This is a genomic window from Burkholderia stagnalis, from assembly GCF_902830275.1.
GTDB lineage: Bacteria > Pseudomonadota > Gammaproteobacteria > Burkholderiales > Burkholderiaceae > Burkholderia > Burkholderia stagnalis.
In genome coordinates this window covers 88,920-108,811 of the sequence record NZ_CADESW010000011.1, presented here as the reverse complement: position 1 = coordinate 108,811, position 19,892 = coordinate 88,920, and the positions used below count along the sequence as shown (strand labels likewise).

Genomic DNA, 19,892 nt, shown 5'->3' with positions numbered 1-19,892 from the left:
CTGCTTGCGAGCGGCGCGCCTGTGGCGCGCGGCTCGTCGATGTCGGATGCGTGCGGGCAGACCCGGGATGCTTAGTTGCCGAAGTAGACCGAATTCACGGGATTCGGCGCTTCCGTCATGCGGCGGCCGCCCGATTGCGCCGCGCCGGCGGCCACGGCACCGTAGCCGCTCGTGTCCGCGTGCGCCAGCATCGGCTGGCTCGGCTGGATGCGCTGCTCGGCAGCCTGGATGTCGGCCGGGTACTGCGAATCGCTGGCGTGCGGCTTGTAGCCGTTCTGCTCGAGCTGGACGAGCTCGGCCTTGACCTGGTCGCGGGTCAGCCCTTGCTCCGATTGCGCGAACGATGCAAGCGGGGTGGCGAGAACGGAAGCGGCAATCGCTGCGTAGATGATCGACTTCATGATGACTTACCTCCGAAATGTGTTCTGTTTTCACGTCGCTTCCGGCAGGTTTGTCTGAAGCGATTGAAAGCAGTCTAGTCTCCGCCAGACCAAGGGGAAACCCTTGGTTTGAACATACTGCGTTGCGTTTTTGACAAAAATCGTAGGTCCCCGTGAGATCAGAACGCGTTCACTTGCGTCATTTCGACAACAATTGCTGACGAATTTCTGACATGCCGATGCACATCACACGCCAGGATGTTGTAGAATCGTAAGGTTTATTTGACTGACGATTCCCCCCCATCATGCGCGCGCTCACGTTTTCCGCTATTTCGACGTCCTGCCCGGACGGCGTGCGCGCGCTCGCCGGCAACCCGGCTCACCCTCTCGCTCGACGCGCGGCCCAGGCTCCGCTCGCCCCTGCCCGGCGCTTGATCTGACCACCCAGTCTCCTCCCGGAGCCAAGTCAGACAGGCTCCGGGCGATCCACGTAGGTAAGCCTCGCCTGCCCTGCCGATCAATTGGAGAACTGCCATGAAACAACGCCTTTATCAGCTGACCGAACTCGACGTTGCACGCCTCGAGAAGCATGCCGAACACAACCCGCGCTTCCAGGCCATGCTGGACGCGTTGCTGGAGCGTGCGGATATCGTCCAGCCGGACGCCATCAAGGCCAACGTCGTCACGATGAACTCGCAGATCACGCTGCTCGACGAAACGAACCAGGAGCGGACGACCTGGACGATCGTTTATCCGGATGCCGCCAATCTCGAACAAGGGCGCCTGAACGTGTTTTCCCCGGTCGGCATGGCGCTGCTGGGCACGCAGCGCGGCCAGCTCGTGAAGGTGATGCAGCCGAGCGGCGTGGAAAAGCTGATGAAGGTCGCGGAGATCGTGTTCCAGCCGGAAGCCAACGGCGAATACACGCGCTGACGTGGTGCTGGACGGCGGTTGCACCAAGCGCGCCGCCGAGCATGAAAAAAGCGAGGCCCCGAATTTCGGGCCTCGCTTTTTTTGTGCTGCCGCCACCGGAAACATCCAGGATCGGCGCTCGATCGCAGCGGCTGGATCGTCCAGACGAAAAAAAAGGCGCCCGAAGGCGCCTTTTTCAGAGCTGCAAAGCTGGTTTCCCAGCCGTCACGCTTAGAAGCGGTGACGCAGACCAACCGTTGCTGCGGTTTGGTTGATCGACGAGCTCGGCAGGTTGTTGCTGCTGATGCCTTCGCCGTTGTAGATCGATGCGCCAATACCGTTCTTCGCTGCACGCTGATACACAGCTTGTGCGTAGACGTCCGTGCGCTTCGACAGCGAGTAGTCAGCTTGCAGGCCGAACTGGTTCCAGTGCGTGCTGCTGTTGTTGATCTTCGCGTTCGTGTACGTGTAAGCAGCGCCCAGGCCGAGAGCCGGCGTCAGGTTGTACTTTGCGTTGACTTCATAGTTGTCAGTGCGCAGCGTGCTCAGACCGACTGCATTGTTGTCGAGACGCGCTTGCGTCCATGCAGCGCCGACTTGTGCCGGACCGAATGCGTAACCAGCAGCAGCACCGTACGTGCGGACGCGGCCTTGGCTAGCGATGCCACCGATTGCCGACGACGTCGCGCCGTTTGCGTTCGTACCGTCACCCAGGTTCGCTTGCGAGTATGCAGCAGCCAGCTTCAGACCTTGGAACTGGTATGCAGCACCCGCGCTGTATGCACGGTTGTTGCCGAAGTTCGTGTTGTTCGAGAACGAGTACGTGCCGCCGAATTGCAGGCCAGCGTAGTTCGCGCTCGTGAACTTGATCGTGTTGTTCGCTGCGACATCGCCGGTCGTGCTCAGACGGTCAAGGTTCAGCGGGTGCGCGAAGTACGTGCCGCCCCACGAGCCCGTTGCGGTCAGCGGAGCCAGGTAGTCTTGAACTGCGTCATACTGCTTACCCAGCGTAACGGTGCCGTATTGGCTCGACAGACCGACAAACGCTTGGCGGTTGAACATGCCGTTGTTGTTCGAGAACTTGCCGTTACCGATGTTGAAGCCGCTTTCCAACGTGAAGATTGCCTTCAGGCCGCCACCCAGGTCTTCCGAGCCACGCAGGCCGAAACGGCTCTGGTCAATACCCGAACCCATCGCCCAACGCGACTTGCCAGCTTGGCCCAGTGCCGGCTGGACGTTGCTCGTGTAGGTGATGCCTGCGTCCAGCACGCCGTACAGCGTGACGCTGCTTTGCGCGTGAGCGACGGTTGCGAACGATGCTGCAGCTGCTGCAACGATCAGAGTCTTGTTCATTCGTGGAGCTCCCTTCTAAAAAGAGGCAGGTCTCGCGACCTTGTTCATAAACGGTCTGCAACCGTCCGGAAGCGCCATCGGTCCTGCTGGCTGCACCCGGATAGTTGCCCGTTTGGGAACCGTGAGTTTAGGGGTGTACCCTAGGCCCGCCATTCGCAAATAAAGAAATAAGCTTTTCCAGAACTAGAAATAATGAAATCGGGGATGAGTCATAAGTATTTGTTTTGAAGCTTCTTTTTGGCTTCTTGACGACCTCTTTTTGGTGACCTTCATCCCATCATTCTTTCGTGTCACCGTCTTGACGGTTGCATAGAAACAACAGGCGGAATCGCGCAAACCACCTGAATTCGGTAATTGTTACCGAATTTTGTCTCAAATATTGGGTTGCTCGCAGCGAAAACGGACGGTGCTGGCGCCAAACATCCGAAGAATGGCCGTCAACCCTCTTTCCACGTCATCACTACAAGCGGCGGGCCGTGACATGCCGTAACAGCCTTAACGGACGACGTAACCCCGCCCAAGGGCGGGCAGGATAACGTACGTCATCCCGGACAGCAGAACAGGACACGCCATGAATCGACGCTCGCTATTGCGCACCATCGGATTGACCGCCGCCTTCATGGGTACGGGCGCCTGGCTCCGCGCCGCCTCGGCCCAGCCCGCTCCGCCCGTCTACCGGCCGTCCGGCCCGCATCGCGTGCCCGGCGGCCCGCCGTATGACGACCGCCCGGGCGCCGCGCCGCCGCCGATCCGCCATGACCGCCGCCCGCCGCCGCCACGGCGGCACGGCTATATATGGACGGACGGCTACTGGCGCTGGCAGCGTGGACAATATGTATGGATCCCCGGCCGCTGGCTCGCGCGCCGCCCCGGCCATCGCTGGATTCCCGGCTATTGGCGACGTCAGGGGCCGGTGTGGGTGTACGTCGACGGGTATTGGCGCTAGCCGCCGTGCGCAGCGGTAGTCACGTCACGACCGGCACGACGCGGGGCAACGCCTTCGATCGGGCGATGCCCCCGCACTTCGACACTAACTCACGTTGCCGTCGCGCTCCCGCGCCTGACGCCTCGCGTCGCAAATCGCGCGATGGTTCTCGTCCGCCCAGCGGACCAGCTCGCGCATCGGCACGAGAAACGACCGGCCGAGCCCGGTCAGCGCGTATTCCACGCGCGGCGGCACTTCGGCGTACAGCGTGCGGCTGATGAATCCGTCCTGCTCCAGCCGCTTGAGCGTGCGCGACAGCATCTGCTTCGAAATATCGTCGATCGCGCGGCTGAGCTCGTTGAAGCGCAGCGTGCCATCGGCAAGCGCCTCGAGCACGAGCAGGCTCCATTGGTCGCCGATCCGGTCGAGCACGTCGCGAATCGGGCAAGGCTGGTCGAACGCGATCGGATCGCCTGCGGTGGAGATCGGCATGGCCGGGTGGTCTTTCACGGGAATGAGCAGGTCATCGCGGTGTGACCTGTTCACACCGCCGTGACTTCTTGTGACGATCGGGCGGCAACTGTACCATTCCAGCGGCCCGGAATCGGGCTCATTTCGACAGTTCAACGAAGCATGTTCGAAGCCGGCGGCCTCGACTGCTTCATCAGGAAACCTGCGCGTCGATTCGGCGCGTCCGCCGTGACGCATCGATGTCGACGGCAGCGCCCGCAGACAAGGAACACGCCCATGGCCTCCTCCCGCTCGTCCCTTCGCTCCCTCCTCGTCGCCGTCGGCCTGCTGGCCGGCGCCGCGGCGGCGCACGCCAGCCAGCCGGCGACGCGCGACCTCGCCGCCGAGGAAGCAAACCGCCAGCTCGTGCTGACGTTCTACGACCGCGTCTTCAACAAGCACGAAGTCGCCGAGGCCGCGACCGTCTTGGCCGACGACTACAAGCAGCACAATCCGCACGTGCCGGACGGCAAGCAACCATTCGTCTCGTACTTCACCGGCGCATTCAAGGCGAATCCGCAAGCACACGCGCGGATCGTGCGCAGCGCCACCGACGGCGATCTCGTTTACCTGCACGTCCACTCGTCCGTCCGCCCGAGCGACCGGGGGGAAGCGATAGTCGACATCTTCCGCGTGAAGAGCGGCAAGATCGTCGAGCACTGGGACGTGATCCAGCCGGTGCCGGAAAAATCCGCGAACGCAAACACGATGTTCTGAGGCTGCGTGGCGGGCGCGCTTTGCCAGGAAGCAAACGGCCGCGCCCGACAAAGTCAACAAGCGCCTTCAAACGACTTCCAGCGCCAGCACCTGCCCGGTCGTCAGCACATCGGCGAACGTGTCCTCGAGCGCGGCCAGCGACGCGCGATGCAGCACGCCATGCGGCACGACGCTGCCGTCCGCGGCATCGAGATCGCGCGTCGCGCACGCGTCGTCTACGACGATGACCGCGTAGCCGAGCGGCACCGCGTCGCGCGCCGCGCCGGCCACGCACGCATGGGTCATCAGGCCGGTCACGAGCAGCGTGTCGATGCCGGCCGCCTTGAGGCGCGCGTCGAGATCGGTCGTCGGGAACACGCTGACGGACGTTTTCCGCACGACCGCGTGATGCGGCGCCGGCTGCAGGTCCGCGTGAAACCGGAAGCCTTCGCTCGCGTCGGCGAAGATCGGGCTGTCGGCGGGCGCCACGTGCTGGATGTGGAAGACCGGGATGCCCGCGCGATCCGCAAGCGCGATCACGCGTCGCGCGTTGGCCAGCGCGCGCGGGCCATCCGGAATCGGCAGCCGGCCGCCGAAATACTCGTTCTGGAAGTCGATGACCAGCAGTGCCGTGCCGGCGGCCCGGATCGACGTCGGCGCGCTCGCGCCAGCGATGGTACGGATGGTGGGATGGTGCATGCGTCGCGCGCTCGAGATGGAGGTTGAACGGAACGTGATCGCCCGGCGTGCGCCGGGCCGTGCCGTTCGCGGCAAATACCGCGAAGCGCCAGTGTCGGGCGGCGCGGCCATATGTGACAGCGGCCCGCAGGACAACATCGGAAAGAATCGGGCCAAACGAATCGGACAACGCGCGATGCGCGGCGGGCAACCCCGCGCCGCGCTCAATACCCTTTCGGCTGGATCGCCGGCGCGCCGCCCGCGGAGTGCGCCGCGCGCTTGCCGCCGCGCACGAAACGCCGCCCGGCCGGGCCATACACGCCGTCCGGTTCCGGGAACAGCGACAGCAGCGTCAGGTACAGGATGCCGCCCACCAGCAACGACACCGGCACGCTGAGGTCGAGCCCGCCCGAGAGCCGGCCGAGCGGCCCGACGAACTGCCCCGGCAGGTTGACGAACGCCAGCCCGAGGAACGCGGCCGGCAGCCACGCGCCCATCGCGCGCAGGTTCCAGCCGTGCGCGAACCAGTAATGGCCGCCGCGCAGGCCGCGGTTGAACACCTGCAGGTCGTCGGCGAGATAGAACCCGCGGCGCGTCAAGTAGCCGATCACCATGATCGCCATCCACGGGCAGCTGAACGTGCAGATCAGCGTCGAGAACGTCGCGACGCTCTCGACGAGGTTGAACGCGAAGCGGCCGATGAAGATGAACGCGATCGCGATCGTGCCGATCAGCAGCGTTGCGCGCACACGGTTCAGGAAGCGCGGGAACATGCTCGACACGTCGAGGCCCGTGCCGTACAGCGCGGTCGTGCCGGTCGACATCCCGCCGATGATCGCGATCAGGCACATCGGCAGCAGGAACCAGCGCGGCGAAATCGCCAGCAGGCCGCCGACGTAATCGTTCGATGCGACGAACGCGGGCGCCTGCGATGCGATGAGGGTCGCGGTCGCGAGGCCGAAGAAGAACGGCACGAAGGTCGCGACCTGCGCGGCGAACACGGCGCCCATCACGCGATGCTTCGGCGTGCGCCGCGGGATGTAGCGCGCCCAGTCGCCGAGCGTCGACGCGAACGATACGGGGTTGCTCAGCGCGACGAGCACCGCGCCGATGAACGCGGCCCAGAAGCCCGCGCTGCCTTGCTGCAGCGTGCCCGCGTAGTTCATGTCGAACGTGCCCGCGAACGCGAACAGCCCGGCGACGAACAGCACGCTCGCGGCCCACACGGCGATCTTGTTCACCCACAGCATGAAGCGGAAGCCGTAGATGCAGACGATCAGCACGAGCACCGCGAACACCATGTAGGCCGCGCCGAGCGTGAAGCCGTTGACGGGCACGCCGACCATGCTGTGCGCGCCGCCGACGAGCGCGTCGCCCGAGCTCCACACCGCCAGCGAGAAGAACGCGATCGACGTGAGCAGCGCGAGGAACGAGCCGACGATGCGGCCGTGGATGCCGAAGTGCGCGCCCGACGATACCGGGTCGCTCGTGCCGTTGCGCGGCCCGAACAGGCTCATCGGCGCAAGGATGCAGGTGCCGGCGAGCACGCCGAGCAGGATCGCGCAGACGCCCGCCTTGAACGACAGCCCGACCAGCACGGGAAAGCTGCCGAGCACCGATGTGGAAAACGTGTTGCACCCGCCGAACAGCAACCGGAACAGATCGATCGGCCGCGCGTAGCGCGATGCATCGGGAATGCGCTCGAAACCGAACGACTCGACCTGCGTAATCCTGCCTTCACTCATTTGTCTCCAGCTCCTCAGGTGCGTCTGCACGGCCCGGGGCTGCGGCCGCGCGACGCATCGTCATCAATATTTGCGGCCACTCTAAAACAGATCGAGGGCCGCAAATATCACGCATTCGAGACGTTTACGACGACGAGGAACAATGTTTTCCGGCAGGTGACGCGCCGTCAGTGCGCCGGCTCGGCCGCCGGCGCGCGGCATGCGATCAGGCCCCGTTGTACGGCCGGCCGCGCCGCGATGTCCGCGAGCCAGCGCTCGACGTGCGGGTATTCGCTGACGTCGAGATCGAGTTCATGCGACGTGCGCAGCCACGGAAACGCGGCGATGTCGGCAATCGAATACCGCGACGATGCGAGATACGCCGATTCCGCCAGGCGGCCGTTCACGACACCGTACAAGCGCCGCGCCTCGTTCCGGTAGCGTTCGATCGCCTCGGCATTGACCGTCTTCGATGCACGCAGGAACCACCAGAGCTGGCCGAGCATCGGGCCGATGCCGCCGATCTGGAAATGCAGCCATTGCTGGACCGCCGTTCGCTCGGCCAGCGTTTCAGGATGCAGGCACCCCGTCTTCTCGGCGAGATAGCCGAGGATCGCGCCGGATTCGAACACGGCGAGGCCGGCATCGTGATCGACGATGGCCGGGATCTTGCCGTTCGGGTTGATGGCCAGGAATGCCGGGCTGCGCTGCTCGCCGGCGGACAGGTTCACGTGCACGCGCTCGTGCGCGAGCCCGGCCTCTTCCAGGTAGATGGCGACCTTGTGCCCGTTCGGCGTGTCGGCCGTGTAGAACGTGAGGGAGTGCGTCGATGTCATGTCGGTCCTTGATCGTTGTCGTCCGCATATTGTTGCAACTACAATCGTTGCAATTGCAATCCTATGCGGGGCCGACGGCTCCGGCAAGATTCCAGCACTCGAAGGAGGGACATGCAGACTGCGCCATTCGGTCCGCCCGCGCGGACGCCGGCGCCGCCGCCGCGCATATCCGGCTGTGCGGCGCGGGCAGCACGCTCGCGCAAGTGCAGCAGGCGGCCGCGCTGCTGCACGACGACTGGCGCATCGATTCGACGATCTGGAGCTGTCCGAGCCATACGCAGCTCGCGCGCGACGGTCATGCGGCCGACCGCCTGAACCGGCTACTTCTTCGCATCGGCCGCGGCCTCGCGCGCGGCGGCAGTCGCGCGATCGAGCGCGGCGGCCACGGCCGCCTGCTCCTTGCCGCCGAACTGGGCGAGAAACAGCTCGGTGACCGTCGACTGGTACACCTTCCACATCTTCTTGCGCAGCGCACGCCCCTTGTCGGTAATGCTCGCGTACGCGGCACGGCCGTCGTCCGCCGAGCGCGCGCGCTCGACGAGCCCTTCCTGCTCCAGGCGATCGACGAGCCGTGTGAGGTTGTAGCGCTCGATCGCGAGCACGTCGGCCAGTTCGTGCATGCGCCGCGTGCCGTCGGGCCCGCTTTCGAGCCCCCACAACGCGTCGTACCACGCATACGCGGGCAGGCCGGCATCCGCGAGGCGGCGCTCGATCTCGCGAATCATCGTGCGGTGCGCGCGGACGAACGAGAACCACAGATCGGGGGCGGGTGCGGTCATGTCAGGTCGTTCCTCTGTCGTTTAATTGCAGTTGCAATTAAATTTTACCTCGATACAATTCCCCCAATACGATTGCAATTGCAATCATCCGCCCGCCTATTGGCGAGCGTTCCGTCGCGCGACGCAGCGCCACGACCATCGCCCCGCGCAACCTGATGCTTCTGGAGACACCGCACCTCTCACGCTGCCCGACATCGATCCGCAGGAAACCCGCGAATGCTCGATTGCCGCGGAGCGCTGGAACCTGCTGCATCCCGAGCAGGAGCCGCGCGTGCCGTACGTGCAGCAGTGTCTCGATGGACGCGCGGAGCCGGTGGTCGTCGCGACCGACTACATGAAGATCGTCGGCGACCCGATCCGTGCGTTCGTCGACGGCCGCCGCTTCGTCGCGCTCGGCACCGACGGCTTCGGCCGCTCGGATACGCGCGAGGCGCTGCGCACGTTCTTCGAGGTCGATCGCCACTTCATCGCGCTCGCCGCGCTGAAGGCGCTGGCCGACGACGGGGCAGTGCCGCGCGCAACCATCGGCGATGCGATCCGGCGCGACGGGATCGACATCGACAAGGTCGATCCGGCGACGGTGTGACGGATACGCCGGCCATCGGCCGGCGTATCGCTCGATGCGCGCGCCCCGCTATCGCTGCGACTGCGCGAGCGGGCCTGGCGCGCCCTGCCCCGTTCCCGACGGCCAGCCGCCGGCGAGCGCCTTGTACAGCGCGACCGTCGCGGCCGCACTGCGCATCCGGCCATCGGCCGCCGCGTCCTGCGCCTGCAGCAGCGTGCGCTGCGCGTCGAGCACTTCGTAGTAGTCGATCGCGCCGGCCGAGAAGCGCGTCTGCGCGAGCTGCGCGGCGCGCGCGCTGTCGTCCGCGGCGCGCACGAGATGCACCGTCTCGTCGCGCGTGCGTGCGGCGCGCAGCAGCGCGTTCTCGGTGTCCTCCAGCGCGCCGAGCACGGTCTGCCGATACTGCGCGAGCTGGCCGGCCGCCTCCGCGTCGCTCGCGGCGATCCGCGCGCGCACGCGCCCGACGTCGAGGAACGACCAGTCGATGCCGAGCGCGATCAGGTTCGTATCGCTGCCCGCACGGAAGAACCCGTAGCTGCTGGTCGCGCTGCCAAGCAACCCCGACAGCGTGAAGCGCGGGAACAGGTCGGCCGTCGCGACGCCGACGCGCGCGGTTGCCGCATGCAGCCGCGCCTCGGCGGCGGCGACGTCCGGACGCCGTCGCAGCAGGTCGCCGGGCGTGCCGGGATCGATGTCGGCGGCGAGCGCCGGCAGCGGCGCGGGCGCGTCGAACCGGCCGATCAGCGCGTCCGGCGTCTGCCCGGTCAGCACCGCGAGCCGGTGTTCGTCGACGCCGATCGCGGCTTCGTACACGGCAATCCGCGACGTCGTCGATTCGTATTGCGCGCGTGCGCGCGCCGCGTCGAGTTCGGAGCCGCGCCCGGCCCCGACGCGTGCATTGATCAGCGCGAGCGTCTGCTTCTGGTTCGCGGCATTCTCGCGCGCGATCCGCAACCGCTCCTGCGAGCCGCGCAGGTCGACGTACGTGCTCGCGACCTCGCCCGCGATCGCGATGCGCACCGCGCGCACGTCCGCCGCGCTCGCGGCGGTTTCCGCGCGCTGCGACTCGATCGAGCGCCGCACGCGGCCGAACAGGTCGAGTTCCCATGCGGCGTTGATGCCGACGCTCGACGTCGGCGTGTCGCGCTGGCTGCGCGGTGCGCCGAACGCCTGGTCCCGGCTCGCCAGCCGATGGCCGATCTGGCCGTTCGCGGTAATCGTCGGATAACGGTCGAAGCTCGCCTGCGACAGCAGCGCGTTCGATGCGTCGTAGCGCGACACGGCGACCTGCAGGTCCTGGTTCGCGGCGAGCGCCGCGTCGATCAGCCGGGTCAGCGCCGGATCGCCGAAGCCGCGCCAGAACGCGGCATCGGCATCGGCCGATGCATCGGCCGGCACCGCGTCCTGCGGCGCCGCCGGATGCGCGTCGCGGGCGAATCGCGCGGCCGTGGCCGTGTCAGGCCGCTTGAAATCGGGACCGACCGCGCACGCGGCAAGCGCGATCGACATCGCGAGCGCGGAAAGACGGAAAGCGGCGCTCATCGGTTTTCTCCTCCGAGGGTGCCGTGCTGCTCGTTCCAGACGGCCGGGGTGCCACCCGCGAGCTTGCGGATCGCGACATAGAACACGGGCGTGAGGAACAGCCCGAACAGCGTGACGCCGAGCATCCCGGCGAACACGGTGACGCCGGTGGCCGCGCGCACCTCGCTGCCCGCGCCGCTGCCGATCAGGAGCGGCACCGAGCCCGCGATGAACGCGACCGACGTCATCACGATCGGGCGCAGCCGCAGCTTGCACGCGTCGAGCGCGGCTTCGATCGTGCCCTTGCCCTGGATCTCGAGCTCGCGCGCGAACTCGACGATCAGGATCGCGTTCTTGCACGCCAGCCCCATCAGCACGACCAGCCCGACCTGCACGAACACGTTGTTGTCGCCGCCGGACAGCCACACGCCGAACAGCGCCGCGCACATGCAGACGGGCACGATCAGGATCACCGCGAGCGGCAGCGTCCAGCTCTCGTACAGCGATGCGAGCACGAGGAACACCAGCATCACCGCGAGCGGGAACACGACGATCGCCGCGTTGCTCTGCGTGACCTGCTGGTAGCTGAGATCGGTCCATTCGAGCGTGATGCCGGGCGGCAGCACCTCCTTCGCGATCTGCTGGAGCTTCGCGATCGCCTGCGACGACGACATCACCTTCGGATCGGCGTCGCCGATCAGGTTCGCGGCCGGGTAGCCGTTGTAGCGCACGACCGGGTCGGGCCCGAACGTCGGCTCGACCGTCACCATCGAACCGATCGGCACCATCTCGCCCTTCGCGTTGCGCGTGCGCAGGTTCGCGATATCCTCCGCGGTCTGCCGATGGCCGGCATCGGCCTGCGCCATCACGCGGTACACGCGCCCGAACAGGTTGAAGTCGTTCACGTACATCGAGCCGAGATACACCTGCAGCGTGTTGAACAGGTCGGTCAGCGCGACGCCCTGCGCCTTCGCCTTCAGGCGATCGACCTTCACGTCGAGCTGCGGGATGTTCGCCTGGTACGAGCTGACGGGGTAATGCATCCCCGGCGTCTTCGCGACCGCGGCCTGGAACGCCGTCAGCGCATTCTGCAGCGCGCCGTAGCCGAGCCCCGCGCGATCCTCCAGGTACAGCGCGTAGCCCGAACCGTTGCCGAGCCCCTGGATCGGCGGCGGCAACAGCGCATACGTGATGGCGCCGCTGATGCCCGCGAAACGCGCGTTCAGCTCGGCATTGATCTGCGCGGCACTGCGCTTGCGCTGGTCGAACGGCTTCAGGATGACGTACGAGTTCGTGATGTTCGGCGTGTTCACGCCCTGCAGCGCGTTCAGGCCCGCGAAACCCTGCACCATCTCGACGCCTTCGGTGCTGCGCGCGATCTTCGTCATCTGCTCGGCCACCGCGCTCGTGCGCGACAGCGACGCGCCTTCCGGCAGCTTCGCGCCCGCGAACAGGTACAGCTTGTCCTGCACGGGGATGAAGCCGCCCGGCACCGCGTTGAACAGCAGCGCGGTGGCCGCGAGCAGCGCCGCGTAGACCGCGAACACCGCGCCGCGCCGCTTCAGCGTGCGCGCGACCACGCCGTGATAACCGTCCGAGCTGCGCTCGAAGAAGCGGTTGAACGGGCGGAACAGCCAGCCGAACGCGCGGTCGATCGCGCGCGTGAGCGCATCCTTCGGCGCGCCGTGCGGCCGCAGCAGCTTCGCGGCGAGCGCGGGCGACAGCGTCAGCGAGTTGACCGCGGAGATCACCGTCGAGATCGCGATCGTCACCGCGAACTGCTTGTAGAACTGCCCCGTGACGCCGGACAGGAACGCCATCGGCACGAACACCGCGCACAGCACCAGCGCGATCGCGATGATCGGGCCGGACACCTCCTTCATCGCCTGGTGCGCGGCGTCGCGCGGGCTCAGCCCCTGCGCGATGTTGCGCTCGACGTTCTCGACGACGACGATCGCATCGTCGACGACGATCCCGATCGCCAGCACGAGCCCGAACAGCGTCAGCGTGTTGATCGAGTAGCCGAGCATCAGCAGCCACGCGAACGTGCCGACCACCGACACCGGCACCGCAATGAGCGGGATGACCGATGCGCGCCAGGTCTGCAGGAACAGGATCACGACGAACACGACCAGCACCACCGCCTCGATCAGCGTGTGCTGCACCGCGCGGATCGATTCGCGCACGAACACCGTCGGATCCCACACGGGCCGGTACGCGATGCCTGGCGGAAAGCGCGTCTGCAGCTCGTCGAGCTTCGCGTACACGGCCTTCGCGACGTCGAGCGCGTTGGCGCCCGGCGACAGGAAGATGCCGACCACGGCCGAATGCTTGTCGTTGTAGAACGAGCGCAGCGTGTAATCGCCCGCACCGAGTTCGAGCCGCGCGACGTCGGACAGCTTGACGACCTGCCCGTCGCCGCCGTTGCGCAGCACGATGTCGCCGAATTCCTGGGTCGTGCGCAGCCGGCCGCGCACGTTGATCGACACGAGGAAGTCGCTCGCCTTCGGCGACGGCTCCGCGCCGAGCTGCCCGGCCGATACCTGCACGTTCTGCTCGCGCACCGCGGCGATCACGTCGCTCGCGGTCAGCCCGCGCGACGCGAGCCGGTTCGGGTCGAGCCAGACCCGCATCGCATAGTCGCCGGAGCCGTACACGCCGACGTCGCCGATGCCGGTGATCCGCGACAGCTCGTCCTTCACGTTCAGCGTCAGGTAGTTACGCAGGTACAGCGAATCGCGGCTGTTGTCCGGCGAGTAGAGACTCACGTACATCAGCGGCGTCGGCGACTGCTTCTGCGTCGTCACGCCGTACTGCCGCACTTCGTCGGGCAGGCGCGACAGCGCCTGGCTCACGCGGTTCTGCACGCGCACCGCGGCGGTGTCCGGATCGACGCCCGGCAGGAACGTGACGACCACCTGCAGGCTGCCGTCCGAACCCGCGACCGACTTCATGTACATGATCCCTTCGACGCCGTTGATCGCTTCCTCGAGCGGCTCGGCGACCGATTCGGCGATCGCCTTCGGGTTCGCGCCCGGATACGTCGCGCGCACCACGACGCTCGGCGGCACGACTTCCGGGTACTCGCCCGCGGGCAGCATCGGGATCGCGATCAGCCCGAGCGCGAAGATGACGATCGACAGCACGACCGCGAAGATCGGCCGGTCGATGAAGAAACGGGAGAAATCCATCGCTTGGCCTCCCGTCACTGCGCCGCGGGCGCCGCGGCATCGGCGCGCAGCGCGGCGACGGGCGGCGCGGCCAGCGCCTTCGGCTTGACCGGCGCGCCCGGATAGTAGATCCGCTGCAGGCCGTCGACGACCACGCGATCGCCCGCGTTCAGCCCCTTCTCGACGATCCGCTCGCCGCCCAGTTCTCGGCCGATCGTCACGTCGCGGCGCAGCGCCTTGTCGCCCGGGCCGATCACGTATACGTACTTGCGGTCCTGGTCGGTCAGCACGGCCTTGGTGTCGACCAGCAGCGCGTCCTGGTCGCGGCCGCTGACGAGCTGCACGCGCGCATAGAGGCCCGGCGTGAACGCATGGTCGGCATTCGGCAGCCGCACGCGCGCGCGGATCGTGCCGGTGGCCGGATCGAGCCGGTTGTCGAGGAAATCGACCGTTCCCGCATGCGGGAAGCCGGCTTCGTTCGCGAGGCCGACGCGCACCGGATCGGCGCCGATCGCGCGATGCTTCGGATCGGCGCGCTGCGCGTTGTAGCGCAGGTAGCTCTGTTCGTCGCAATCGAAGTACACGTAAACGGGATCCTGCGACACGACCGTCGTGAGCAGCGTGTCGTCGGCGCGTGCGAGGTTGCCGACCGTCGCCATCGCGCGGCCGACGCGGCCCGCGATCGGCGCGCGCACCTCGGTAAAGCCCAGGTTCAGCTGCGCATCCGCGACCGCGGCTTCCGCCGCCTGCAGGTCCGCACGCGCCTGCGCATCGGCGGCGCGCGCGTTGTCGAGTTCTTCCTGCGACGTTGCGTGCGCATCGATCAGCGTCTGCACGCGCTTGAGCTGCACCTGCGCGAGGCCGGCCGCCGCACGGGCCCGCTGCCGCTGCGCCGTCGCGCGATCGAGCGCGATCCGGTACGGGCGCGGATCGATCACGAACAGCACCGCGCCTTGCGGCACGAGATCACCCTCCTTGTACGCGACGCGCTGCAGATAGCCGCTCACGCGCGGCCGCAATTCGACCGCATCGACCGCTTCGACGCGGCCGTTGAATTCGTCCGCGAGGCGGACCGTGCGCGGCGCGATCGTCGCGACGCCGACTTCGGGAAGGGCCTGGGCCGGCGGATCGCCTCTGCCGTCATGGCAGGCGGACAACGCAAGCAGCAGCGCGCCGGCGACGCCCCATGGCGCCGCCTTGCGAACAGGGAAATGGATCATGGAGCCTCGCGGTACGTTAAACTGCCGCGTAGCTTAAAAGTTGAAGTTGACTTTAAGTCAAGTTTTCCAGGAGAACGTCATGGGTACTGTCGAAGAGTCGGAATGGCCGTTGATGTCGATCCGCGAAGTCGCCGCGCGCAGCGGCGTGCCGGCATCGACGCTGCGCTTCTACGAGTCGCGCGGCCTGATCCGCTCGCATCGCAATGGCTCGAGCCATCGCCACTATTCGCGTTCGGTGCTGCGCCTGATCGCGTTCATCGTGTTCGCGCAGAAGATCGGCTATTCGCTCGACGAGATCGCCGAGCAGCTCGTCAGCCTGCCGGCCGACACGCTGCCGACCAACAAGGACTGGCAGCGCTTGTCGCGTGGATGGAAAAAACGTGTGGCCGACCAGATCGTGGAATTGCAGCGGCTGTATATCAATCTCGACGAGTGCATCGGCTGCGGATGCCTGTCGCTGAAGCGCTGCAAGCTGACCAACCCGGAAGACCGCGCAGGCCGGCGCGGGCCGGGCGCGCGGCGCTGGCTCGGCGATCCGCCGCCCGTGTGACGGCGGTGCGACCGGCCGTCAGCGCGACGCCGGCGTGCGGGGCCCCAGCATGTTGAATGCCGTCTCGAGCACGGCTTGCTTGAACGCGTCCGGGCGCATCGGCAGCGTCGTGAATTCGTGCATCAGGTGGCTGTAGGACACCGTCGTGCTGATCGCATTCTCGAGCATGAAGAACAACAGGCCGGGATCGGTCGCCTGGATCTCGCCGGCTTCGGCGGCGTCGTTCAGCAGGCGCGCCATGGCCGCATAGTACGGCCGCACCAGCAGCACCATCAGCCGGTCGAACCGCTCGCCCTCCTCCGTCGCCGCGGTCGAGAAGAACATGCCGATGTCCGGTTCGGCGAACACGGAATCCACCCCGAGCGCCACCGCGCGTTCGACGCGCGCGCGGTAAGTCAGCGGCGACGCACGCAATGCGTCGACAGCCGCGAACAGCGGCGCCATCAGCTCCGCAATCTGGTCGACGACCGCGTTCCAGAGCGTCACCTTGCTGCCGAAATGGTGCGCGATCAGCGCCGCATCGACCCCCAGTTCGCGCGCGATCTCGCGCACGCTCGTCGCGTCATAGCCGCGCTTCGCGAACGTGCGGCGCGCCGCACGCAAGATCACGTCCGGACCGACGGACTCGCCCGGCAACGGTCGCCCGCGCGTGCGCCGCCGGCTCGCCGATCGCTCTGAGACTGCTTCCACGTTCCCGCCCTCCTTCCTGAATCCGATTGCCCTGCCTCTGCCTCCCGCCCGCCCCGACTCGCGGAACCGGACGGCCTCTCTTTGATTGACACGTCAAGCACCGAGGCGCTAGGATCATACCTTATTCATCACTCGATGATTTAAGCATGTCCGATCCAGTACGCATCGTCATCGTGGGCGGCGGCATCGCCGGCCTGTTGCTCGCGACCCGCCTGGGCGACCAGCTCGGCCGCACCGGCCGCGCCCATGTCACGCTGATCGACCGCAGCCCCACGCATGTGTGGAAGCCGCTGCTGCACACGATCGCCGCCGGCACCCGCGACGTGCAGCAACAGCAGGTGATCTTCCTCGCGCATGCCCGCGAACACGGCTTCACGTTCCAGCCCGGCGACATGCAGGGGCTCGATCGCGCGCGCCGGCGCGTGGCGCTCGGCGAGATCCGCTCGCAGGACGGCCAGCTGGTGCTCGATGCGCGCACGATCGAGTACGACGTGCTGGTGCTCGCGCTCGGCAGCCAGGCCAATGATTTCGGGGTGCCCGGCGTGCGCGAGCATTGCTACTTCATCGACAGCCAGCGCCAGGCCGAGACGTTCAACGAGGCGTTGCGCATGCGCGTGTTCCGCAGCGTCGCGAACGACGAGGCGCTGCGTGTCGCGATCGTCGGCGCGGGCGCGACGGGCGTCGAGCTGGCGGCGGAATTGAGCCGGCTGCTGGAGATCGCGGGCGCATACGGCGACGCGTCGGTGCGCGAGCGCCTGCAGCTCACGCTGCTCGAGAGCGCGCCGCGCATCCTCGCCGCGTTCCCGCCGAAGATTTCCGCGTCGGCGCAGCGGCGGCTCGAGCAGATCGGCTTACGGGTGCTGACGTCGACGCGTGTGAACTCGGCCGACGCGCACGGCTTCCATTTCGGCGACGGCGCGTTCGCGCCGGCCGACCTGATGGTCTGGGCCGCCGGCGTGAAGGCACCCGACTTCATGAGCGCGCTCGGCGGGCTCGACACCAACCGCGCGAACCAGGTCGTCGTGCGGCCGACGCTGCAGGCGCTCGACGACGAGCGCGTGTTCGCGATCGGCGACTGCGCGAGCCTGCAGCCGGACGGCCAGGAACGGCCGCTGCCGCCCACCGCGCAGGTGGCCACGCAGCAGGCAGACCATCTGGCCGCATGCCTGCCGTCCTGGCTCGACGGCAAGCCGCTGCCCGATTTCGCGTTTCACGATTTCGGCGCGCTGGTGTCGCTCAGCGACTACGACGCATTCGGCACGCTCGGGCAGTTCGGCTTCTTCCGCGGCGGCTTCATCCGCGGACGCTTCGCGCAATTCAGCCACCTGATGCTGTACCGCCGTCACCAGCACGCGCTGCACGGCTTTTCCAAGGCGACCCTGCTGTGGATCGCCGAGCGGATCAACGGCTGCGTGCAACCGCGGATTCGCCTGTCGTAACACCGGCCGCGCTCCGGATCGCGCATCGACTCGGGAGGACAGACATGTTGGATGACAGTGCAACGCCGTGGCTGCGAACCGTCACGGATATCGGCGGCCTTGGCGGGCCGCCCGCCGACTGGGCGATGTCGCGGCGACGCAGCACGACCCGCGACAAGCTGCCGGCATGGAATGCCGCGAGCCGGCCGACGATCGGCGTGCTCGAGCGGCCGACGCGCGAATGCGTGGTGATCTCGTGGTGCGACGCGTGCACCGGCCGCTACGCCGACCAGAAATGGCGGCTGTTCAACACGCGGCGCCGCGGCGTGTGCGCGCTGTCGGGACGGCCGATCCAGATCGGCGACAGCGTGTACGCCCCGCAACTGCTCGGATCGACGCCGGGGAACGCCGCCGCGATGATCCTCGCGGATTGCCTGGATCAGCTCGAAGCGGCCTGATCGCGCCGCCCGCGCGCTTACGATTCGCCGACAGTCGCGCATGTCCGTCCGCACGCCGCCGCTCGCACGGCGGGAATAAATCCGCCGCCTCGCAGGTATACCCGGCTGAAAGTGCCGGTTTCTTCGCGGACGTTTCCGGCCGTCCGCCGTCGTCATTCGCTCGCGAGGCTCCCATGTCGTCACAAAACCCATCCAGTCCGTCCCGCCGGCAGGCGTTGAAATGCATGGCCTTCGGCGGCCTCGGCACGCTCTTCACGCTGTCGGGCGGCGTGCTGACGCCGTTCGACCTCGCCCTGGCGCAGGGCAGCAAGATGCCGCCCGCGGACATGGGCAAGCCGCTGTTCGTGCAGATCAGCGACACCCACATCGGCTTCAACAAGGAAGCCAACCCCGACGTGACGAGCACGCTGAAGCAGACGATCGACCTCGTCAACGGCATGCCGGCGAAGCCCGCGCTCGCGATTCATACCGGCGACATCACGCATCTGTCGAAGGCGGCGGAATTCGACCTCGCGTCGCAGCTGCTGTCGGGCCTGTCGATCACCGAGCTGCATACGGTTCCGGGCGAGCACGACGTCACCGACGGCTCCGGCGCCGAGTATTTCAGCCGCTTCGGCAAGGCATCGGACAACCGCGGCTATTACAGCTTCGACCACGACGGCGTGCACTTCGTCGGGCTCGTCAACGTGATGCACTTCAAGCCCAACGGCCTCGGCAGCTTCGGCGCCGATCAGCTTGCATGGCTTGAACAGGATCTCAAGGGCAGGAGCGCGAGCACGCCCGTCGTCGTGTTCTCGCACATGCCGATGTGGACCATCTACGAACCGTGGGGCTGGGGAACGGGCGATGCGGCGCAGGCGATCGGCTACCTGCGGCGCTTCGGTTCGGTCACGGTGCTGAACGGGCATATCCATCAGATCGTCTCGAAGGTGGAAGGCAACATCACCTTCCATACCGCCCGCTCCACCGCATTCCCGCAGCCCACCGCGGGCAACGGCCCGGGCCCGGTGCCGCTCACGGTGCCGCGCGACCAGCTGGCGAAGATGCTGGGCGTGACGACCGTCGAGTATGCGGACCACCCCGCCGCGTCGGCGCTGCACGATACGACCATCGGCTGAGCGACCAGGAGACCATCGTGAAAAACCGCATGTTGCCCCGCATCCTTGTCGCCGCCGCGCTTTGCCTCGCCGCGTCGGCATCGGCCGTTCCCGCGTTCGCGCAAAGCGCCGGCGGCCCGGTCGTCACCATCAAGAACTTCATGTTCTCGCCGATGTCGACGACGATCAAGGCCGGCACGACGCTCACCTGGAAGAACCTCGACGCCGAGCCGCACACCATCGTCAACGACGCCGGCATCTTCCATTCGAACGCGCTCGACCAGGACGAGACGTACTCCTACACGTTCGACAAGCCGGGGGTCTACAAGGTGTTCTGCGGGATCCATCCGTTCATGAAGGAAACGATCACGGTGCAGTGATCCGGATCACCGCGGCCCGTGCCGGACGAC

Annotated in this window: 19 protein-coding genes and 1 pseudogene; 9 read left to right on the top strand and 11 right to left on the bottom strand. The window is 67.0% G+C overall.

Annotated elements, in window-relative coordinates; genetic code table 11:
* Window positions 1–71 precede the first annotated feature (71 nt).
* Window positions 72–401, bottom strand: a complete 330-nt coding sequence (locus tag HWY45_RS19950) for a DUF4148 domain-containing protein (protein ID WP_059562951.1) — start codon at window positions 399–401, stop codon at window positions 72–74.
* A gap of 513 nt (window positions 402–914) precedes the next feature.
* On the opposite strand from HWY45_RS19950, the gene HWY45_RS19945 reads away from it, so the two are divergent.
* The gene (locus HWY45_RS19945; protein WP_059562952.1) at window positions 915–1,313 is read left to right on the top strand and encodes a GreA/GreB family elongation factor; all 399 of its coding nucleotides are present in this window, start codon (window positions 915–917) and stop codon (window positions 1,311–1,313) included.
* Window positions 1,314–1,523: 210 nt separating this feature from the next.
* Here HWY45_RS19945 and HWY45_RS19940 read toward each other — a convergent pair whose 3' ends face one another.
* Window positions 1,524–2,645 (bottom strand): porin, encoded by a 1,122-nt coding sequence (locus HWY45_RS19940; RefSeq protein WP_059562953.1) that lies wholly within the window; start codon window positions 2,643–2,645, stop codon window positions 1,524–1,526.
* A gap of 571 nt (window positions 2,646–3,216) precedes the next feature.
* On the opposite strand from HWY45_RS19940, the gene HWY45_RS19935 reads away from it, so the two are divergent.
* Window positions 3,217–3,591 (top strand): YXWGXW repeat-containing protein, encoded by a 375-nt coding sequence (locus HWY45_RS19935; RefSeq protein ID WP_059884096.1) that lies wholly within the window; start codon window positions 3,217–3,219, stop codon window positions 3,589–3,591.
* A gap of 84 nt (window positions 3,592–3,675) precedes the next feature.
* On the opposite strand, the gene HWY45_RS19930 is transcribed toward HWY45_RS19935, so the two are convergent.
* Complete coding sequence (locus HWY45_RS19930) at window positions 3,676–4,062, bottom strand: winged helix-turn-helix transcriptional regulator (protein WP_059884095.1); 387 nt, start codon at window positions 4,060–4,062, stop codon at window positions 3,676–3,678.
* Between the two features lie 255 nt (window positions 4,063–4,317).
* On the opposite strand from HWY45_RS19930, the gene HWY45_RS19925 reads away from it, so the two are divergent.
* Window positions 4,318–4,797: a nuclear transport factor 2 family protein gene (locus HWY45_RS19925; RefSeq protein ID WP_059884094.1), complete on the top strand. Its 480-nt coding sequence runs from the start codon at window positions 4,318–4,320 to the stop codon at window positions 4,795–4,797.
* A 66-nt stretch (window positions 4,798–4,863) separates the two neighbouring features.
* Here HWY45_RS19925 and HWY45_RS19920 read toward each other — a convergent pair whose 3' ends face one another.
* The 4 genes from HWY45_RS19920 to HWY45_RS19905 form a co-directional block, all read right to left on the bottom strand.
* Entirely contained in the window at window positions 4,864–5,475 is a 612-nt protein-coding gene (locus HWY45_RS19920; RefSeq protein WP_059884093.1) for a cysteine hydrolase family protein, read from the bottom strand.
* 203 nt (window positions 5,476–5,678) lie between these two features.
* The gene (locus tag HWY45_RS19915; RefSeq protein ID WP_059884092.1) at window positions 5,679–7,199 is read right to left on the bottom strand and encodes a purine-cytosine permease family protein; all 1,521 of its coding nucleotides are present in this window, start codon (window positions 7,197–7,199) and stop codon (window positions 5,679–5,681) included.
* A 167-nt stretch (window positions 7,200–7,366) separates the two neighbouring features.
* The gene (locus tag HWY45_RS19910; RefSeq protein ID WP_059884091.1) at window positions 7,367–8,014 is read right to left on the bottom strand and encodes a glutathione S-transferase family protein; all 648 of its coding nucleotides are present in this window, start codon (window positions 8,012–8,014) and stop codon (window positions 7,367–7,369) included.
* A gap of 320 nt (window positions 8,015–8,334) precedes the next feature.
* Complete coding sequence (locus HWY45_RS19905) at window positions 8,335–8,793, bottom strand: MarR family winged helix-turn-helix transcriptional regulator (RefSeq protein WP_059884090.1); 459 nt, start codon at window positions 8,791–8,793, stop codon at window positions 8,335–8,337.
* A 220-nt stretch (window positions 8,794–9,013) separates the two neighbouring features.
* Between HWY45_RS19905 and HWY45_RS19900 the strand changes: the two are divergent.
* Window positions 9,014–9,379, top strand: a pseudogene (locus HWY45_RS19900) (transketolase-like TK C-terminal-containing protein); the annotation flags it as partial.
* 48 nt (window positions 9,380–9,427) lie between these two features.
* On the opposite strand, the gene HWY45_RS19895 reads toward HWY45_RS19900, so the two are convergent.
* From HWY45_RS19895 to HWY45_RS19885, 3 genes are read right to left on the bottom strand one after another with little or no spacing between them, the layout of a single operon-like run.
* Window positions 9,428–10,900, bottom strand: coding sequence for an efflux transporter outer membrane subunit (locus HWY45_RS19895; RefSeq protein WP_059884088.1), 1,473 nt, complete (start codon window positions 10,898–10,900; stop codon window positions 9,428–9,430).
* Entirely contained in the window at window positions 10,897–14,070 is a 3,174-nt protein-coding gene (locus tag HWY45_RS19890) for an efflux RND transporter permease subunit (RefSeq protein ID WP_059562962.1), read from the bottom strand. Before HWY45_RS19890 ends, HWY45_RS19895 begins: the two co-directional genes overlap by 4 nt.
* Before the next feature lie 14 nt (window positions 14,071–14,084).
* Complete coding sequence (locus HWY45_RS19885; protein ID WP_059884087.1) at window positions 14,085–15,269, bottom strand: efflux RND transporter periplasmic adaptor subunit; 1,185 nt, start codon at window positions 15,267–15,269, stop codon at window positions 14,085–14,087.
* 79 nt (window positions 15,270–15,348) lie between these two features.
* On the opposite strand from HWY45_RS19885, the gene soxR reads away from it, so the two are divergent.
* Window positions 15,349–15,819 (top strand): redox-sensitive transcriptional activator SoxR, encoded by a 471-nt coding sequence (soxR, locus tag HWY45_RS19880; RefSeq protein ID WP_059562964.1) that lies wholly within the window; start codon window positions 15,349–15,351, stop codon window positions 15,817–15,819.
* 18 nt (window positions 15,820–15,837) lie between these two features.
* Here soxR and HWY45_RS19875 read toward each other — a convergent pair whose 3' ends face one another.
* On the bottom strand, window positions 15,838–16,509 hold the full coding sequence (locus HWY45_RS19875) for a TetR/AcrR family transcriptional regulator (RefSeq protein WP_059804735.1): 672 nt from the start codon (window positions 16,507–16,509) through the stop codon (window positions 15,838–15,840).
* A gap of 146 nt (window positions 16,510–16,655) precedes the next feature.
* Here HWY45_RS19875 and HWY45_RS19870 point away from each other — a divergent pair, with 146 nt between their 5' ends.
* From HWY45_RS19870 to HWY45_RS19855, 4 genes are all read left to right on the top strand, one after another.
* On the top strand, window positions 16,656–17,948 hold the full coding sequence (locus tag HWY45_RS19870) for an NAD(P)/FAD-dependent oxidoreductase (RefSeq protein WP_059884086.1): 1,293 nt from the start codon (window positions 16,656–16,658) through the stop codon (window positions 17,946–17,948).
* A 47-nt stretch (window positions 17,949–17,995) separates the two neighbouring features.
* Window positions 17,996–18,385 (top strand): DUF3331 domain-containing protein, encoded by a 390-nt coding sequence (locus HWY45_RS19865; protein ID WP_059805047.1) that lies wholly within the window; start codon window positions 17,996–17,998, stop codon window positions 18,383–18,385.
* A gap of 173 nt (window positions 18,386–18,558) precedes the next feature.
* Complete coding sequence (locus HWY45_RS19860; RefSeq protein ID WP_059884085.1) at window positions 18,559–19,503, top strand: metallophosphoesterase family protein; 945 nt, start codon at window positions 18,559–18,561, stop codon at window positions 19,501–19,503.
* A gap of 29 nt (window positions 19,504–19,532) precedes the next feature.
* Window positions 19,533–19,862, top strand: a complete 330-nt coding sequence (locus HWY45_RS19855; RefSeq protein ID WP_059562968.1) for a cupredoxin domain-containing protein — start codon at window positions 19,533–19,535, stop codon at window positions 19,860–19,862.
* The last annotated feature ends 30 nt before the right edge of the window (window positions 19,863–19,892 follow it).

Bases quoted from the DNA above. Each gene is read 5' to 3' on its own strand.
- HWY45_RS19910 (WP_059884091.1), bottom strand. From the start codon at position 8,014: ATGACATCGACGCACTCCCTCACGTTCTACACGGCCGACACGCCGAAC.
- HWY45_RS19870 (WP_059884086.1), top strand. From the start codon at position 16,656: ATGTCCGATCCAGTACGCATCGTCATCGTGGGCGGCGGCATCGCCGGC.
- HWY45_RS19945 (WP_059562952.1), top strand. From the start codon at position 915: ATGAAACAACGCCTTTATCAGCTGACCGAACTCGACGTTGCACGCCTC.
- HWY45_RS19855 (WP_059562968.1), top strand. From the start codon at position 19,533: ATGTTGCCCCGCATCCTTGTCGCCGCCGCGCTTTGCCTCGCCGCGTCG.
- HWY45_RS19885 (WP_059884087.1), bottom strand. From the start codon at position 15,269: ATGATCCATTTCCCTGTTCGCAAGGCGGCGCCATGGGGCGTCGCCGGC.
- HWY45_RS19860 (WP_059884085.1), top strand. From the start codon at position 18,559: ATGTCGTCACAAAACCCATCCAGTCCGTCCCGCCGGCAGGCGTTGAAA.
- HWY45_RS19935 (WP_059884096.1), top strand. From the start codon at position 3,217: ATGAATCGACGCTCGCTATTGCGCACCATCGGATTGACCGCCGCCTTC.
- HWY45_RS19940 (WP_059562953.1), bottom strand. From the start codon at position 2,645: ATGAACAAGACTCTGATCGTTGCAGCAGCTGCAGCATCGTTCGCAACC.
- soxR (WP_059562964.1), top strand. From the start codon at position 15,349: ATGGGTACTGTCGAAGAGTCGGAATGGCCGTTGATGTCGATCCGCGAA.
- HWY45_RS19930 (WP_059884095.1), bottom strand. From the start codon at position 4,062: ATGCCGATCTCCACCGCAGGCGATCCGATCGCGTTCGACCAGCCTTGC.
- HWY45_RS19920 (WP_059884093.1), bottom strand. From the start codon at position 5,475: ATGCACCATCCCACCATCCGTACCATCGCTGGCGCGAGCGCGCCGACG.
- HWY45_RS19950 (WP_059562951.1), bottom strand. From the start codon at position 401: ATGAAGTCGATCATCTACGCAGCGATTGCCGCTTCCGTTCTCGCCACC.
- HWY45_RS19890 (WP_059562962.1), bottom strand. From the start codon at position 14,070: ATGGATTTCTCCCGTTTCTTCATCGACCGGCCGATCTTCGCGGTCGTG.
- HWY45_RS19925 (WP_059884094.1), top strand. From the start codon at position 4,318: ATGGCCTCCTCCCGCTCGTCCCTTCGCTCCCTCCTCGTCGCCGTCGGC.
- HWY45_RS19915 (WP_059884092.1), bottom strand. From the start codon at position 7,199: ATGAGTGAAGGCAGGATTACGCAGGTCGAGTCGTTCGGTTTCGAGCGC.
- HWY45_RS19905 (WP_059884090.1), bottom strand. From the start codon at position 8,793: ATGACCGCACCCGCCCCCGATCTGTGGTTCTCGTTCGTCCGCGCGCAC.
- HWY45_RS19895 (WP_059884088.1), bottom strand. From the start codon at position 10,900: ATGAGCGCCGCTTTCCGTCTTTCCGCGCTCGCGATGTCGATCGCGCTT.